This is a genomic window from Arthrobacter sp. Soil_C_60, assembly GCF_057656375.1.
The window spans coordinates 731,465-747,627 of sequence record NZ_JBDGKM010000001.1 but is presented as its reverse complement, the minus strand read 5'-3'; the positions used below and the strand labels follow the sequence as shown (position 1 = coordinate 747,627).

Here is a 16,163-nt window from a genome sequence, read left to right as displayed (position 1 = left end):
TCTGACCGTAGGCACCACGCTTGGACGGGAGTTCAACGATGAGCAGCACCACCGAAACCCATGAGCAACCGGAACTCAAACGGGCCATAGGTCCGAAGCTCCTGCTGTTGTTCATCGTCGGGGACATCCTCGGCACGGGCGTTTATGCGCTGACCGGGCGGATTGCCGGCGAGGTAGGCGGCGCCGCGTGGGCGCCGATCCTCCTGGCCTTCGTCGTTGCCACCATCACGGCTTTTTCCTATCTGGAACTCGTCACCAAGTATCCGCAGGCCGCCGGCGCGGCCCTCTACACGCACAAAGCCTTCGGTATCCATTTCCTGACCTTCCTGGTCACTTTCGCGGTCCTCAGTTCCGGCATAACGTCTGCTTCCACCGCGTCCAAGTTCCTGGCGGAGAACTTCATTGTGGGGTTCAACCTTGACTGGGACCAGGACGGAGTCACGTGGGTCGCGGTGATCTTCATGGTCGTGCTGGCGCTGATCAACCTGCGCGGCGTCGCCGAGAGCATCAAGTTCAATGTGGTCCTGACCCTGGTTGAGTTCACCGGCCTGATGATCGTGATCTTCATCGGGTTCTGGGCCATGTCCCAGGGCAACGTGGACTTCAGCCGGGTGCTGATCTTCGAAACGTCGGCGGACAAGGGCGCTTTCCTGTCCATCACGGCGGCCACGTCGCTCGCCTTCTTCTCGATGGTGGGGTTCGAGGACTCGGTCAACATGGCGGAGGAAACCAAGGATCCGGTCAAGATTTTCCCCAAGGTCATGCTGACGGGCCTGGGCATCACCGTCCTGATCTACATCCTGGTATCCATCGCCGCAGTGGCGATTGTCCCCATCGGCGTCCTCTCCGAAAGCACCACGCCGCTGCTCGAAGTGGTGCAGGCCGGGGCGCCGGGCCTGCCGGTGGACGTCATTTACCCGTTCCTGTCCATGTTCGCGGTGGCCAACACCGCGCTGATCAACATGTTGATGGCCAGCCGCCTGCTCTACGGCATGGCCAAACAGGACGTGCTGCCCCGTTCGCTGGGCAAAGTGCTGCCGAACCGCCGCTCGCCGTGGGCCTCTATCATTTTCACCACGCTGATCGCCGTGGGGCTGATCATCACGGTCACCAATTTCATGGGCACCGACACGGTGAGCGCGCTGGGCGGCACCACGGCACTGCTGCTGTTGTGCGTTTTCACCGTGGTGAACGTCGCCGTCCTCGTCCTGCGCCGGCGGCCGATCGACCGGGAACACTTCCGCGCACCGAAGATCCTCCCGTACCTGGGCGTCCTGACCTGCGGGTTCCTGGTGGGGCCGTGGGCGCAGGATCCCGTCGAATACCAGATCGCCGGCGTGATGATCGGCGTAGGCCTCGTGCTGTGGCTGCTGACCTGGCTTTGGAACCGGGGTGTGCGCGCGAAGAAGACCCGCATCAGGCATCCCGAGGACCTGGCCGGCTAAGCCCTTCCGCCACCGGGTCCACGACAACCCGATCAGGATCTGCAAAAATAGCAAGCATGCTGATGACCGACGATCGGGAGGATCATACGATGGACCAGGACCACAAGCAGCCCGTCCGCATGGACAATGACGAGTTCGCCGCTTATCTGGACGATCATCTGCTGGGCGCCAAGACCGGCATCAAACTCTTCGGCTCGGCGCGGGAATCCTGGGCCGGAACCGAGTTCGAGGCCGATCTCCAGCGCCTGCGCAACGAGGTCATCGCCGAACGCCGCGAGGTCAAGGAACTGATGGGACAGTTCGGCTACCGGCGGAGCACCTTCAAGAAAGTCGCTGCCGCCGGCGGCGCCGTGATGGGCAAGATCAATCCGCTCAATCCGCTGCGCAACGGCGGCGGCGCAGGAGCGCAGCTGGAACTCGAAACGCTCCAGTCCGCGCTCCGCGGCAAGGAATGCCTGTGGCGGACGCTGATCGTGCTGGCCGAAGCTGAGCCGCGGCTCGATGCCCAGCGTTTCCGACAGTTGCTGGACCAGACCCACCGCCAGCTGGACACGATGGCCCGCATCATGGAGCAGACGGCCAAGGACCGCTTCCTGGCCAGGCCGGAAGCTACCTAGGCAACCGTTATCCGGCCGGCTCTTCGTACTTCGGGAAGATCGGCGTGGGCGCCGGCAGATCCGTACCCGGCACCAAAGCCTTGGCGATGGCTGCGAAGTCGCGGGCGCCGTCGTCGTTCTGCCCCAGTACCTCGAGCAGCTTGGCGGCCGAACCGGGCATCACCGGCTGGACCAGGATGGAGACGATCCGCAGCACTTCCAGCGTGACGTAGAGCACGGTGTTCATCCGCTCCACGTCGGTCTTGCGCAGCACCCAGGGGGCCTGCTCGGCGAAGTAGGCGTTGGTGTCCCCGAGCACGGTCCAGATCGCCTCGAGCGATGCGTGGAAATCCTGCACCTTGTAGGCCGCACGGGACTTCTCCAGCAGCCGCTCGGCCTGGGCCAGCAGTTCATGGTCTTCGGCGGCGAGCGTGCCGGGCTGCGGGACCTTGCCCTCGCAGTTCTTGGCCACCATGGACAGGGAGCGCTGGGCCAGGTTGCCCAGGTTGTTCGCCAGATCCGCGTTCATCCGGCCGACGATGGCCTCGTGGCTGTAGGAGCCGTCCGCACCGAACGGCACTTCGCGCAGCAGGAAGAAGCGCATCTGGTCCAGACCGTACTGCTCCACCCAGTCCGACGGCGCAATCACGTTGCCCAGCGACTTGGACATCTTCACGCCCTGGTTGTACAGGTGGCCGTGGATCATCACGCGCTTGGGCAGTTCCAGCCCGGCGGACATCAGGAACGCCGGCCAGTAGATGGCATGGAAGCGGGAGATGTCCTTGCCGATCACGTGCACGTCGGCCGGCCACCACTTGCGGAACGCGTCCGCCTCGGTGTCCGGGAAACCGACGCCGGTGAGGTAGTTGGTCAGTGCGTCCACCCACACGTACATCACGTGCTTGGGGTTGCCCGGCACCGGAATACCCCAGTCGAAGGTGGTGCGGGAGATGGACAGGTCCATCAGGCCGTGCTTGACGAAGCTGATGACCTCGTTGAAACGGGTCCGCGGGGCGGCGAATTCCGGCTGGTCTTCGTAGAGCTTGAGCAGCTTGTCCTGATAGGCCGACAGGCGGAAGAAGTAGGACTCTTCTTCGGTCCAGGTGACTTCGGTGTCGGTCTGGATCGAGTAGCGCTTGCCGTCCTCGCGGACCTCGGTCTCGTCTTCGCCGTAGTACGCCTCGTCGCGGACGGAGTACCAGCCCTCGTACTTGTCGAGGTAGATGTCCCCGGCCTCTTCCATCCGCTTCCAGATGGCCTGCGCGGCGGCGTAGTGGTCTTCGTCCGTGGTGCGGATAAAGCGGTCGTAGCTGATGCCCAGGCCGTCCTGGGTAGCCTGGAAGACGTCCGAGTTGCGCTTGGCCAGGGCCAGCGGGGTGATGCCTTCCTTCTCCGCGGTGTGCAGCATCTTCTGCCCGTGCTCGTCCGTCCCGGTCAGGAAACAGACGTCGTAGCCGTCCAGCCGCTTGAACCGCGCCATGGCATCCGTGGCAATGAACTCGTAGGCATGTCCGATGTGGGGCACGCCGTTGGGGTACGAAATAGCCGTGGTGATGTAGTACGGGGGCTTATCAGCTGAAGAGGTCACCTATAGAAATTACCGCGTGTGCTCCGCGCTTGTCGAAAGCGGCCGGCCACCGCCGTCTTCGTGACAACGACGGCGGCACCCGGCTCCTCCGGTTGGGGCGCCTTCGGCGGTGGTTGGCCGCCTCAGTACATGTGGGTGCGGCTGTCCGCCACCTTGATCAGTTCCTCGTCGTGGGACGCCACCAGGACCGCAATCCCGTCCTTGGTGGTGTCCTTGAGGATGCCGATGATCTGGTTGGCATGCTCGCGGTCCAGGCTGGCCGTCGGCTCATCCACCACGAGCACCCGTGTGCCCAGGATCAGCGCGCGCGCAATCGCCACCCGCTGCCGCTCGCCGCCGGACAGCTGCGCCGGGTAGTGCCGCATCCGGCGTCCCAGCCCCACCAGGTCCAGCAGATCCTTGGCCATCTCGGTTTTCGCTTCAACCTGCTTGTCCGGCACCGCGGGCAGCAGCACGTTTTCCAGCGCGCTCATCCCGTCGATCAGCGCCCCGCCCTGATCCACATAACCAATGAGGGCGCGGCGGCGGTCGGAGATTTCGTCGTCGTCCATCTCATCGAGCGAATCGCCCTGCCAGAACACCTCTCCCGAGGTCGGCAGCGTCAGGCCGGCCGCCACGGTCAGGATGCTGGTCTTGCCCGAGCCGCTTCGTCCGGCCAGGCAGTGCATGCTCCCCGCCTCGAGGCCAAGGTCGAAGTCCTCCGCGACCACCAGCGGCTCGCCGCCGCCGCCGTCGTAGCGGATGGTGATGCGACGCAGCTCCAGCGGCATCGCATGGTCCGCGGTACGCCCGATCTTCTCGGCACGCGTCTGCGGTTGTTCAATCATTTCCGTGTCCTTGTCATCAGGATGAACCAGAGAATCACTGCCAGCACACCGGCGGCCACCGCACGCAGTGCGGCATGCGGCGCCACGGCCAGGGAAACGCCGACGGCGCCGAGGACGGCCAGCGGCAGGGCCATCACCGCCAGCAGCCCCGTTTCGCTGCGCCGCAGCGAGAGCAGCAGCGTGGGAGTCCAGCCCATCGCCTCGAGAATGTCCCACTGCTCGCGTTTGCGGGCCAGGTCGAAACGGCCGGTCATCAGCGTCAGCACCAGTGCCGTCACCACGCCGAGCACCGCCAGCGCGATGTTCACGCCGCCGGTCTCGCTGAGCGCCAGCGAGCCGAGCGCCGTGCTGCCGGCCGCACGCGGAAGGTCAAGGATAACCGCCGCCAGCGCGCCGGCCGCCGCACCGAGCACACCCACGCCCACAACAACAGCTCCAGCGTTGAACCGGTTGGTGTTCACCTGCCGCAGCGCGAATTTCAGCGGCGTATCGACCATGGGCGCGGTGCCCGAAGACGACGGCGCATCCCCGGCGGGCGGCACCGGCTTCAGCAAGGCGGCGGAGATGAAGGACGCCGCCACATAGACCAGGAGTACGACGCCGGAAACCACCAGCGTGGTCAGCGTCCGGCTGAAGGCGTTGACCACTACCGCCACGGCCAGCAGCGCCGCGGCGCCGACGAGCAGTTCGGCCAGGAACCACGAACGGATCCTGGGCCGTGTCCAGCCCATGGCGCGCAGGGTCACCGCTTCGGTACGGCGCGAACGGGTGAACGCAACAGTGCTAGCTGCGGTCAGCAGCGCGGCCCCGCCCAAGGTCAGGAAGAGCAGTGCGGAGCTGGCCTGGCCCAGTGAGCTCTGGACGGCCGAGGCAGCGCCCTGGCGGACCCAGGACTGGCTGACCGTGCCCAGGTCGGAAACCGTACCGTCAGCCTCCTGGTGGTACTCGGGGACATAGATGGAAACGTCCTCGCGGGCGGAACCGGCAACAACCTGGACATCCAGGCCCAAGTCACCGATGGCGGCCGCGACGGCATCGATGTTCGGTGCGGCGTCGGCCCAGCTGCCGCCGGCATCCACCCGTACGCGCACGGCGTCAATGACCGGATCGGTGTCCGAAGTTCCGCGCACGGCGGCCAGCCCGTTGAAGTCCGTGATGGCACCGGCGGACTGTACCGCCAGTCCCGCACCGCTGAGGCCCGGCTTGAGCTCGGTGTCGTCGACGTCGTTGCCTTCGGCGTCTTCCGTCAGTGTCACCGGCGCCGGGTCGTAGCCGCCCAGCGGCAGGTAGTTCACGTCTCCGGCAGCATCGCGCACGGCATTGGCGTCGAAGGTGCCGTAGACAAACGGAAGAGGTGCGGCGGCGTCGGCCGGATCGTCGAGGCTGGTCCGGTAGGACTGCTCGTTGACCGGCTCGCGCTGGCTCTGGTCCGGCTCCAGTTGCCACTGCAGCGTCTTTTCCGGCAGCTCGTTCACGGTGACCCAGCCCTGCGGGGTCACCGTCTGCTCCACGCTGCCGTCGGGGTTAGCTTCGCCGGCCACGTACTCGGGGGTTGAGAGGAAGTCGGTGGTCCATTCGGCCGGCTGGTGCAGACCCGCGACCACCTGGACCCCGCCGGAACCCAGCAAGTAGTTGTAGTCCTCGCCACCGGGCCAGCGCAGCTGGAAGGGCTTGGAGGAGGCAAACGGGAGGTACTCCTCCCCCAGCTCCTTGCTGACGGTACCCACCTGCGCAACGGTATTGCCGGCGTCGTCAATCTCTTCGATGTCAACGGAGTACGTCAGATCAAGATCGGTGCCGGAGCGGACCACCAGCGGGATCACCTTCGAATCCTCGGTCAATGTTCCCGCTTCCACCGCCGCCCGGTACTGCGTCAGGAAGGGACTCCAGAACCTGAACGGGTGCCCATCGATTTCGGCAGAGTCGGTGCCTTCAGCGAAGAGACCCGGCGTCATCTGCTGCGAAAACTTATCCCCCAGTTCCATGGCGCTGCGGCCTGACGGCGCTGGGGCCTTGGCCAGGGGCGCGAGGAAGCCGCCGGCCTCGCCCAGCAGTGCCTGCTCGGCGGCGGGGTCAACGGCTACAACGGTCTCGGTGATCTGGGGCAGCATCGGCAAGGCAACGGTGAGGTCGAAATCGCCGTGGGCACTGCCGCCGGCGGGGTCCGGGAACTTGATGCCCGTCTCCCCCTCCGGGGCCACGGTGCGCAGGCTGCTGCCGCCCGGAACCTTCAGTTCCTCCAGCTTGGCCTGGCCCAGTGAGCCTTCCGCCGCGGTTTCGAACAGGACAGTGTCGCTGACGCCGTTGGAGGTGACGGCCTTGGCCGTGATCCGGTAGTTCTTTGGTTCCTCGCTGAGCACGGAATCCGGCTCAGGCCATTCCTCGGCCGGCACCGCGTCGGTAATGTTCTGCTGTTCGAGGTAGCCTTCGATGTTTTCGTTGTAGCCCACGTAGTCCGTGGCCTTCAGCTGGGGAAACTCGATGTCCTGGACAACCTTGGAGACCAGGCTGATCGGCGCGGCGACACCAACATCGGCGAGGCCGCGGATCTGCCCGAGCTGTTCCTGGGTGATGCCGCCGGTGCCGGAAACGTAGTCCGGCTGTTTCAGCGTGTCCGCGTCCGGGCCCTTGCCTTCGGGGAGTACCAGGATGTCGTAGAGTCCCCGGGAGTTGGTATCCACTACTTGTCCCAGGGATGACTGGGCGCGGTCCTGGATGAACACCGATAGCAGCATGGCCGCGACCAGGACCACTACCGTGACTACGAGCGAGCGGCTACGCAAGAATCGTGCTGCTGCGTTCAACTGTATTCCCCCACATAAGGACTGGACGGTACGAAAAAGAGAGGAGATAAGCGCAAAGGCCCGTTGAGCCGACGCGAAAGCCAACCGCTCAACGGGCCTGCACTACGGCTGGATCAGTCTTGCAGGTCGACTACCCGGGCCAGGGTTGCGCCGATGGTCTGGCGCAGTTCCTCCAGCAGATCCTGCGGCACCGAGCTGTCCACAGCCAGCAGTGCCAGGGCCTGCTTTTTGTCTTCGTTGCGGGATACCTGCATGCCGGCGATGTTGATGTCGTGGGTGCCCAGCAGCTGGCCGAGGGTGCCGATGACACCGGGGCGGTCTTCGTAGGTGAAGACCAGCAGGTGCTCGCTGATCGGGATTTCAACTTCGTAGCCGTTGACGCCCACGAGCTTCTGGATCTGCTTGGGCCCGGTCAGCGTGCCGGCAACCGAGATCCGGCTGCCGTCGGAGAGCGCACCGCGGACGGTCAGGACGTTCCGGTACTCCTCGGATTCAGTGGTCGTGATCAAGCGGGTGCTGATGCCGCGCTGTTCGGCCAGCACCGGCGCGTTGACATAGGAGACCTGTTCCGAAACGACGTCCTGGAAGACACCCTTCAGCGCGGCCAGTTCCAGTGCCTTGACATCCAGCTCGGCGATTTCGCCGGCAACTTCGACATCGATCTGGGTGACCGAGTCATGCGTCAGCGCAGTGAAGATGCGGCCGATCTTCTCGATCAGCGGGATGCCTGGGCGGACCTCGGGAGCAATAACGCCGCCGGCAACGTTGACCGCGTCGGGGACGAGCTCACCGGCGAGGGCCAGGCGCACGGACTTGGCCACGGAGACGCCGGCCTTTTCCTGTGCCTCCTCCGTGGACGCGCCCAGGTGCGGGGTGACCACAACGTTGTCGAGGGCGAAGAACGGCAGGTCCGTGCTGGGCTCCTTGACGAAGACGTCAATGGCGGCGCCGGCGATCTTACCTTCCTTCAAGGCCGTGTACAGCTCGTCCTCGTCGATCAGACCGCCGCGGGCGACGTTGACGATGTAGGCGGAAGGCTTCATCTTCTCGAAAGCCTCGGCGCCGATCATGCCGATGGTTTCGGGCGTCTTGGGCATATGGATGGAGATGAAGTCGGACTGTTCAAGCAGTTCGTCCAGGCTCACCAGCTGGACGCCGAGCTGGGCGGCACGTGCGCTCGTGACGTACGGGTCGTAAGCGAGAATCTGGGTTTCGAACGCTTGGAGGCGCGCAGCGATCAGGGCACCGATCCGGCCCAGGCCGATGATACCGACCTTCTTTTCGTAGAGCTCGGCACCGGTGTACTTCGAGCGCTTCCACTCACCGTTCTTGAGGGCAGCATTGGCAGCCGGAATGTGGCGTGCCAGCGAGAGGATGTGCCCGACGGTCAGTTCCGCCGCGGAAACAATGTTCGACGTCGGCGCGTTGACCACCATGACGCCCGCCTGCGTCGCCGCCTTGATGTCCACGTTGTCCAGGCCGACGCCGGCACGGGCGATGACCTTCAGGTTCTTGGCCGCAGCGATGGCTTCCTCATCCACTTTGGTGGCGGAACGGACCAGGATGGCGTCAACATCTGCAATGGCGGCGAGCAGCTGGGAGCGGTCCGCCCCGTCTGTCTGGCGGATCTCGAAGTCGGGACCCAGTGCCTCGACGGTGGCTGGCGACAGTTCTTCGGCAAGGAGAACTACAGGTTTTTCCACAGGGGTGTTCCTTCGCTGCGTTGCATGGTGGGGTGAGTACAGTCTAAGACCGACAAGGGGGCCGGACGCGCATTGTTAAGGATACCAATGTGCGTCCGGCCCCGATGCCGGTTAATTCAGGTTGCGAGCGGCGCGCAACGCCGCGATCTTCCTTAGCGGGCTACGGAGCCCTCGGTGTAGTCATCGTTGGTCTTGATCCACGAGAACAACTTGCGCAGTTCGCGGCCGGTGGCCTCGATCGGGTGGTCCTCGCCCTTCTTGCGCAGCGCGGCGAATTCCGGCGCGCCGGCATCCTGGTCGTCGATGAAGCGCTTGGCGAAGGCACCGGACTGGATGTCGGCCAGCACGGCCTTCATGTTTTCCTTCACGTGCTCGTCGATGACGCGCGGCCCGGAAACGTAGTCGCCGTACTCGGCGGTGTCCGAAACGGACCAGCGCTGCTTGGCGATGCCGCCTTCAACCATCAGGTCAACGATGAGCTTGAGCTCGTGCAGCACCTCGAAGTACGCAACCTCCGGCTTGTAGCCGGCCTCGGTCAGGGTTTCGAAGCCGTACTGGATCAGCTGCGACGCACCGCCGCAGAGGACAGCCTGCTCGCCGAACAGGTCGGTTTCGGTCTCTTCGGTGAAGGTGGTTTCGATGACGCCCGCACGGGTGCCGCCGATGGCCTTCGCGTAGGACAGTGCCAGTTCCTTGGCCTTGCCAGAGGCGTTCTGCTCCACGGCGATCAGGTCCGGCACGCCGCGTCCTGCTTCGAACTCGCGGCGGACAATGTGGCCCGGTCCCTTGGGGGCAACGAGGGCAACGTCAACGTCTGCCGGCGGCTTGATGTAGCCGTAGCGGATGTTGAAGCCGTGGCCGAAGAACAGGGCATCGCCGGACTGCAGGTTCGGTGCGATGTCCTCGGCGTAGACGTGGCGCTGGACCTGGTCCGGGGTCAGCACCATGATCAGGTCGGCTTCGGCAACTGCCTCGGCAACGCCGAGCACGCGCAGGCCCTCGGCCTCCGCCTTCTCGCGGGACTTGGAACCTTCCTTGAGTCCAACGCGTACGTCCACGCCCGAGTCGCGCAGGCTCAGCGCGTGGGCGTGGCCCTGGCTGCCGTAACCGATGACGGCAACGGTGCGCCCCTGGATGATCGAGAGGTCGGCGTCGTCGTCGTAGTAGAGCTCAGTCACTTGTATTTCTCCTGTTTGAGGTTTCTTGATAAGGGTCTAGGCGGAACGCAGGGCGCGGTCGCTCATGGACCGGGAGCCGCGGCCGATGGCCAGCGTTCCTGATTGAACAATTTCGCGGATGCCAAACGGCTCAAGCACCGACAGCAGTGCGTTGAGCTTTTCGGCGGTGCCAGTGGCTTCCAGGACCAACGAGTCGGTAGACACGTCGACCACGGAAGCGCGGAATAGATCTGCTGCCTGGGTTACTTGCAGCCGAGTCGCGGCATCCGCACGAACCTTGACCAAGATGTGGTCGCGTTGCACGGAGGATTCGGGAACCAGCTCGACAATCTTGATGACATTGATGAGCTTGTTCAGTTGCTTGGTGACCTGCTCCAGCAGATCACCTTCGGCTTCAACCACCACGGTAATGCGGGAGAACCCGGACGTTTCCGTGGGGCCTACGGCCAAAGAATGGATGTTGAACGCCCGGCGGGCAAAGAGGCTGGCGACACGGGTCAGGACACCCGGAACGTCTTCAACCAGCACTGAAAGGGTATGGCGTGCCATTGACTAGTCCTCTTCTTCCCATTCCGGGGTCATGTCGCGGGCGATCTGGATCAGGTCGTTGCTGACGCCCGAGGGCACCATCGGCCAGACCATGGAGTTGGGGCTGACGACGAAGTCGATCACCACCGGACGGTCGTTGATCTCCAGCGCCTGCTTGATCGTCGCGTCGATGTCCTCGGCGCGTTCGCAACGCAGTCCGACGCAGCCGTAGGCATCGGCCATCTTGACGAAGTCCGGAATCCGGACCGTCTCGTGGCCGGTGTGCAGGTCGGTGTTGGAGTAGCGGCCGTCGTAGAACAGCGTCTGCCACTGCCGGACCATCCCGAGCGAGGAGTTGTTGATGACAGCAACCTTGATCGGGATGTTGTTCAGCGCGCAGGTGGCCAGTTCCTGGTTGGTCATCTGGAAGCAGCCGTCGCCGTCGATCGACCAGACCACCCGGTCCGGGTTGCCGACCTTGGCGCCCATGGCGGCAGGCACGGAGTAGCCCATGGTGCCCAGGCCGCCGGAGTTCAGCCAGGCCTGCGGCCGCTCGTACTTGATGAACTGGGCGCTCCACATCTGGTGCTGGCCCACGCCGGCAACGTACACGCCCTCCGGACCGGTGAGTTCGCCGATGCGCTCGATGACCTGCTGGGGCGCCATCAGGCCGTCGTCGGGCTCGGTGAAGCCCAGCGGGTAGGTGTTCTTGAGCCGGTTCAGCTGGGTCCACCACTCGGTTAGATCCGGGGCACCCTCGGCGGCAAACCGTTCCCGGCAGGCCTGGGCGAGCTCCGGAATGATCTCCTTGACCGAACCGACGATCGGCACATCGGCGGTGCGGTTCTTTGAGATTTCGGCCGGGTCGATGTCCGCATGGATGACCTTGGCGTCCGGTGCGAAGGTGCTCAGGACACCGGTCACCCGGTCATCGAACCGGGCGCCCAGGGTGATGAGCAGGTCCGACTGCTGCAGCGCCGTGACGGCCGAGACCGCGCCGTGCATACCCGGCATGCCGACGTGCTGCGGGTGGGAGTCGGGGAACACGCCGCGGGCCATCAGCGTGGTGGCCACCGGTGCGCCGACCAGTTCCGCCAGTTCGAGCAGCTCCGGGGACGCATTGCCCTTGAGCACGCCGCCGCCGACGTAAAAGACGGGACGTTCCGCGGCGGCAATCAGCTTGGCTGCCTCGCGGACCTGCTTGGAGTGTCCGCGGACCACCGTACGGTAGCCGGGAATGTCGATCTTCGGCGGCCAGGAGAACGTCATCTTGGCCTGCTGGGCATCCTTGGGGATGTCCACCAGGACTGGGCCGGGACGGCCGGTGGTGGCGATGTGGAATGCCTCGGCCAGCACCCGCGGAATGTCTTCCGGGTTCGTGACCAGGTAGGAGTGCTTGGTGATCGGCATGGTTATGCCGACAATGTCCGCTTCCTGGAAGGCATCCGAGCCGATAACGCTGGTGGCTACCTGGCCGGTAATTGCCACCATCGGGACGGAGTCCATGTGGGCGTCCGCGATGGCCGTCACCAGGTTCGTGGCGCCGGGGCCGGAGGTGGCGATGCAGACGCCTGCCTTGCCGGTGACCATGGCATAGCCTTGGGCGGCATGGCCTGCTCCCTGTTCATGGCGGACCAGGATGTGGTTAATCTTGGTCGAGTCCATGAGCGGGTCGTAGGTGGGGAGGATGGCCCCGCCCGGCAACCCGAAGACGTCATCGACGCCCAGTTCTTCCAGTGAACGGACAACGGCTTGTGAGCCGGTCATTTCTGTGGGCGGCACGATGTTGTTGGGCCCCTGCACGGGGTTGACCGCATCCACGATGGAAGAGACAGAAGCAGCATCTTTGTTCTTGACAGCGTCGCCGGCCGCGGCCGGCGCTTTTTGGGCCATCAGCGAGGGGCTGATTGGCGATCCCTTACTCATCGGATTTCCTTTGCGGATCTTCTGTAATTTCGGATGTGCCTGCCGGTTCCCTATGTCGGGAGAGCCGGCTCTGTTCTCTTCTGCAAATAAAAAAACCCCGTCGAGCCGGTTGGCTCCGATGGGGTTTCGCGCGTGACGTGGTCTTACCAGCCGGGGCTTACGCCACGCGCTTGATAAGGACGACCACGGATACGTTCTGCATGACTTCAGTGTTCTACCACACAGATATCAGTGTCAACCGGAGACTACGTTGTCTCATTATACGGACATTGCTGTCCAGTTAGTGGACTCTAACCCGGTCCACCGGAAGGTGGACGACGGCGGGTGGTTACCCGCCGCCGTCGTCCTTTGGTTAGCCGCAGTAAGCCCCGGTGGAGGCCGAGTGCACAAGCTTCGCGTACTTGGCCAGCACGCCGGTAGTGAACTTGGCCGGCAGCGGCTCCCAGCCGATCTTGCGGCCTTCGAGCTCGGCCTCGTCGACCAGCAGGTCGAAGCTGCGGGCGGCAATGTCCACGCGGATCCGGTCGCCGTCCTTGACGAACGCGATCGGACCGCCGTCCACCGCTTCCGGCGCCACGTGGCCGATGCACAGGCCGGTGGTGCCGCCGGAGAAACGGCCGTCGGTCAGCAGGAGGACGTCCTTGCCCAGGCCGGCACCCTTGATGGCGCCGGTGATGGCCAGCATTTCGCGCATGCCCGGACCGCCCTTAGGGCCCTCGTAGCGGATAACGACGACGTCGCCCGCCTTGATTTCGCCTCGGTCCAGCGCTTCGAGCGCACCCTGCTCGCGTTCGAAAACGCGGGCGTTGCCTTCGAAGACGTCGGCATCGAAGCCGGCGCTCTTGACGACGGCGCCTTCGGGAGCCAACGAGCCGTGCAGCACCGTGATGCCGCCGGTCTTGTGGATCGGGTTGTCCAGCGCGCGCAGGATCTTGCCGTCCAGGTCCGGCGGATTGATCTCCGCGAGGTTCTCCGCAACGGTCTTGCCCGTCACGGTCAGGCAGTCGCCGTGCAGCAGGCCGGCGTCCAGCAGGGCCTTCATGATGACCGGCACGCCGCCCATCTTGTCCACGTCGAACATGACGTAGCGGCCGAACGGCTTCAGGTCGCCCAGGTGCGGGATCTTGTCGCCGATGCGGTTGAAGTCCTCGAGCGTCAGGTCCACCTGCGCTTCGCGGGCGATCGCCAGCAGGTGCAGCACGGCGTTGGTGGAGCCGCCGAAAGCCATGGTGACGGCAATGGCGTTCTCGAAGGCCTTCTTGGTCATGATGTCGCGCGCGGTGATGCCCAGGCGCAGCAGGTTGACCACGGCCTCGCCGGACTGCCGGGCGAACATGTCGCGGCGGCGGTCGGCCGAGGGCGGGGCGGCGGAGCCCGGCAGGGACATGCCGAGGGCTTCGCCGATGCAAGCCATGGTGTTGGCGGTGTACATGCCGCCGCAGGCGCCTTCGCCCGGGCAGATCGCCCGCTCGATGGCGTCCAGGTCCTTCAAGCTCATCTTGCCTGCAGCGCAGGCGCCAACGGCCTCGAAGGCGTCGATCAGCGTGACTTCCTTCTCCGAGCCGTCCTCCAGCTTGGCGAAGCCGGGCATGATCGAGCCCGCGTAGAGGAAGACGCTGGCGAGGTCCAGGCGCGCGGCAGCCATGAGCATGCCCGGCAGGGACTTGTCGCAGCCGGCCAGCAGCACCGAGCCGTCGATCCGTTCGGCCTGCATCACCGTCTCCACCGAGTCGGCGATGACCTCGCGGGACACCAGCGAGAAGTGCATTCCCTCGTGTCCCATCGAAATGCCGTCCGAAACGGAGATGGTGCCGAACTGCATCGGGAACCCGCCGCCGGAGTGGACGCCTTCCTTGGCGCCCTGGGCCAGCCGGTTCAGCGACAGGTTGCAGGGGGTGATTTCGTTCCAGGAACTGGCGACGCCGATCTGCGGCTTGGCAAAGTCGTCATCCCCCATTCCCACTGCTCGGAACATTCCGCGTGCCGGTGCTGCGTGAATGCCGTCGGTGACTACCCGGCTACGGGGCTTGATATCAGGAGTTACGTCCGCGCTCATGACTTCGATTCTATGGCCAGCCCCGCTGCGCTCATGACCATGTGACACGCAGGCGCAACACAATGGAGCGGTTCCCTAGGATGGAAACATGCACCCCACCACGCCCAGCAGCGACGAACTCAAGGACATACTGAGCGGCATTTTCGACGCCCAGATCCCCAACCACGGCGACTACAACTTGGTTTTCGGCAGCGCAGGGGCGGACCGGACGGCACAATTGCCGACGGGTTCGAGGAAGGGCCGGTATTACGTCATCGGTTATCGCTGGCGTCCGCAGGAGCTGATCATCGCTCCATTCAACGGGCCCACGCTCACGGCAGGAAGCACCCCCGTGGCGATCAACATGACCAACCTCTCCCACGCCGTCCGGCTGGCGGAGGGTGACTACGAAGTCGGCACGAGCACGGGGAAAACCTTCCGGTTCACCGTCCAAGGCCGTGGCCTGCTGCCGATTCCAGGGCACGTTATCGAGCAGGAAGAGGACGAAGCGGATTTCCGCAGCTTCATGGCTGGCCTGCTCGAAGTCGCCTGAGTACTCGAGGTCGCCGACATATTTAGGCGAAGGGTCCGGGCTGAACCAGGTTTTCCGGCAACTCCCCCTCGGACAGCCGCTGCAGCTGGCCCTGCAGCAGCTTGACGATCCGGGGCCAGAACGCCGTGGTGTTGCCGCCCACATGCGGGGCGATAATGATGTTTTCGGACTGCCAGAGCGGGTGGTCGCGCGGGATCGGTTCCGGGTCGAAAACATCGACGGCGGCTTTGAGCCTGCCGCTGAGAATCTCCGCCGTCAGTGCCTCCGAATCGACCACAGCTCCCCGCGCAACATTGACCAGCAGGGCGCCGTCAGGCATGGCGGCGAGGACGTCGGCGTCGATCAGCTGATGGGTGGAATCATTGAGCGGGGTGATGACGATCATCACGTCGCACTTTGCGGCCAAGGCGGTGAGTTCGTCCGCGCCGTGCACCCGGCCCTCGCCATCGACCCGGGCGGTGTTTCCCACGCGCGTGAGTTCAACCTCGAAAGGCTGGAGCCGGCTGGCAATTTCCCTGCCGATACCGCCGACCCCAACCAGCAGGACCCGGCTGTCGGCCAGGGATTGGCGCCGTACCGAATTCCACACGGCCTTGGACTGGTCCCGGACCATCTGGTCCACGCCGCGCAGCGACGCCAGCGTCAGCCCTACCGCCAGTTCCGCCGTGGCGGCCGCGTGGACACCGGCCGCACTTACCACGGCGACATCCGGTCCCACCAGTTCCGGCAGGCCGTCATAACCCGTTGACTGGGTGTGGACCAGCTTCAGCCGAGGCAGGTCCTTCAACGCATCCCAATCGGTGCCTGCGGCATACGGCAGGATCACGGCTTCGATGTCGGCGGCTGCAATCCCCTGCGGCGGCCCCTGCAGGTCCCACACTCCGGCCTGCAGTCCGGAAGGCAGCGGCCCCACCGCCTCCAAGAGGGATGCATCCGGAAAGGTAACCGTGTTAATCAAAGTCTGCTGAGCCATGTTCGGA

The 16,163-nt window shown here is 64.7% G+C and carries 12 protein-coding genes; 3 read left to right on the top strand and 9 right to left on the bottom strand.

Going from position 1 to position 16,163, the window contains the following annotated elements:
* The first annotated feature begins 38 nt into the window (after positions 1–38).
* Together AC3A4M_RS03605 and AC3A4M_RS03600 are read left to right on the top strand one after the other, a co-directional pair.
* The gene (locus tag AC3A4M_RS03605) at positions 39–1,445 is read left to right on the top strand and encodes an APC family permease (protein WP_498734026.1); all 1,407 of its coding nucleotides are present in this window, start codon (positions 39–41) and stop codon (positions 1,443–1,445) included.
* 89 nt (positions 1,446–1,534) lie between these two features.
* Positions 1,535–2,062 (top strand): hypothetical protein, encoded by a 528-nt coding sequence (locus AC3A4M_RS03600; protein ID WP_498734025.1) that lies wholly within the window; start codon positions 1,535–1,537, stop codon positions 2,060–2,062.
* Positions 2,063–2,069: 7 nt separating this feature from the next.
* Here the strand turns inward: AC3A4M_RS03600 and metG are convergent, their stop codons facing one another.
* The 8 genes from metG to ilvD all read right to left on the bottom strand — a co-directional run bounded on the left by metG (position 2,070) and on the right by ilvD (position 14,651).
* Positions 2,070–3,629, bottom strand: a complete 1,560-nt coding sequence (gene metG / locus AC3A4M_RS03595; RefSeq protein ID WP_498734024.1) for a methionine--tRNA ligase — start codon at positions 3,627–3,629, stop codon at positions 2,070–2,072.
* Between the two features lie 122 nt (positions 3,630–3,751).
* Positions 3,752–4,456, bottom strand: coding sequence for an ABC transporter ATP-binding protein (locus AC3A4M_RS03590; protein WP_498734023.1), 705 nt, complete (start codon positions 4,454–4,456; stop codon positions 3,752–3,754).
* A complete protein-coding gene (locus AC3A4M_RS03585; RefSeq protein ID WP_498734022.1) occupies positions 4,453–7,260 on the bottom strand; it encodes an ABC transporter permease in 2,808 nt (935 codons plus the stop codon). Before AC3A4M_RS03585 ends, AC3A4M_RS03590 begins: the two co-directional genes overlap by 4 nt.
* Positions 7,261–7,373: 113 nt before the next feature.
* Entirely contained in the window at positions 7,374–8,963 is a 1,590-nt protein-coding gene (serA, locus tag AC3A4M_RS03580) for a phosphoglycerate dehydrogenase (RefSeq protein ID WP_498734021.1), read from the bottom strand.
* A 152-nt stretch (positions 8,964–9,115) separates the two neighbouring features.
* Positions 9,116–10,141, bottom strand: coding sequence for a ketol-acid reductoisomerase (gene ilvC / locus AC3A4M_RS03575; protein WP_074701972.1), 1,026 nt, complete (start codon positions 10,139–10,141; stop codon positions 9,116–9,118).
* Positions 10,142–10,177: 36 nt separating this feature from the next.
* Positions 10,178–10,690 carry an acetolactate synthase small subunit gene (gene ilvN / locus AC3A4M_RS03570; protein WP_074701971.1) on the bottom strand — a complete coding sequence of 171 codons (513 nt, stop codon included), beginning with the start codon at positions 10,688–10,690 and terminating at the stop codon, positions 10,178–10,180.
* A 3-nt stretch (positions 10,691–10,693) separates the two neighbouring features.
* The gene (locus AC3A4M_RS03565) at positions 10,694–12,595 is read right to left on the bottom strand and encodes an acetolactate synthase large subunit (RefSeq protein WP_498734020.1); all 1,902 of its coding nucleotides are present in this window, start codon (positions 12,593–12,595) and stop codon (positions 10,694–10,696) included.
* Positions 12,596–12,947: 352 nt separating this feature from the next.
* Positions 12,948–14,651: a dihydroxy-acid dehydratase gene (gene ilvD, locus AC3A4M_RS03560; RefSeq protein WP_074701968.1), complete on the bottom strand. Its 1,704-nt coding sequence runs from the start codon at positions 14,649–14,651 to the stop codon at positions 12,948–12,950.
* A gap of 88 nt (positions 14,652–14,739) precedes the next feature.
* Between ilvD and AC3A4M_RS03555 the strand changes: the two genes are divergently transcribed.
* Entirely contained in the window at positions 14,740–15,183 is a 444-nt protein-coding gene (locus AC3A4M_RS03555; RefSeq protein ID WP_498734019.1) for a hypothetical protein, read from the top strand.
* A 22-nt stretch (positions 15,184–15,205) separates the two neighbouring features.
* On the opposite strand, the gene AC3A4M_RS03550 is transcribed toward AC3A4M_RS03555, so the two are convergent.
* Positions 15,206–16,156: a 2-hydroxyacid dehydrogenase gene (locus AC3A4M_RS03550; protein WP_498734018.1), complete on the bottom strand. Its 951-nt coding sequence runs from the start codon at positions 16,154–16,156 to the stop codon at positions 15,206–15,208.
* Between the last annotated feature and the right edge of the window lie 7 nt (positions 16,157–16,163).

Coding starts and splice junctions, on each gene's coding strand:
- AC3A4M_RS03605 (WP_498734026.1), top strand. CDS start 39: ATGAGCAGCACCACCGAAACCCATGAGCAACCGGAACTCAAACGGGCC.
- AC3A4M_RS03600 (WP_498734025.1), top strand. CDS start 1,535: ATGGACCAGGACCACAAGCAGCCCGTCCGCATGGACAATGACGAGTTC.
- AC3A4M_RS03590 (WP_498734023.1), bottom strand. CDS start 4,456: ATGATTGAACAACCGCAGACGCGTGCCGAGAAGATCGGGCGTACCGCG.
- ilvN (WP_074701971.1), bottom strand. CDS start 10,690: ATGGCACGCCATACCCTTTCAGTGCTGGTTGAAGACGTTCCGGGTGTC.
- AC3A4M_RS03565 (WP_498734020.1), bottom strand. CDS start 12,595: ATGAGTAAGGGATCGCCAATCAGCCCCTCGCTGATGGCCCAAAAAGCG.
- ilvD (WP_074701968.1), bottom strand. CDS start 14,651: ATGAGCGCGGACGTAACTCCTGATATCAAGCCCCGTAGCCGGGTAGTC.
- AC3A4M_RS03555 (WP_498734019.1), top strand. CDS start 14,740: ATGCACCCCACCACGCCCAGCAGCGACGAACTCAAGGACATACTGAGC.
- AC3A4M_RS03550 (WP_498734018.1), bottom strand. CDS start 16,156: ATGGCTCAGCAGACTTTGATTAACACGGTTACCTTTCCGGATGCATCC.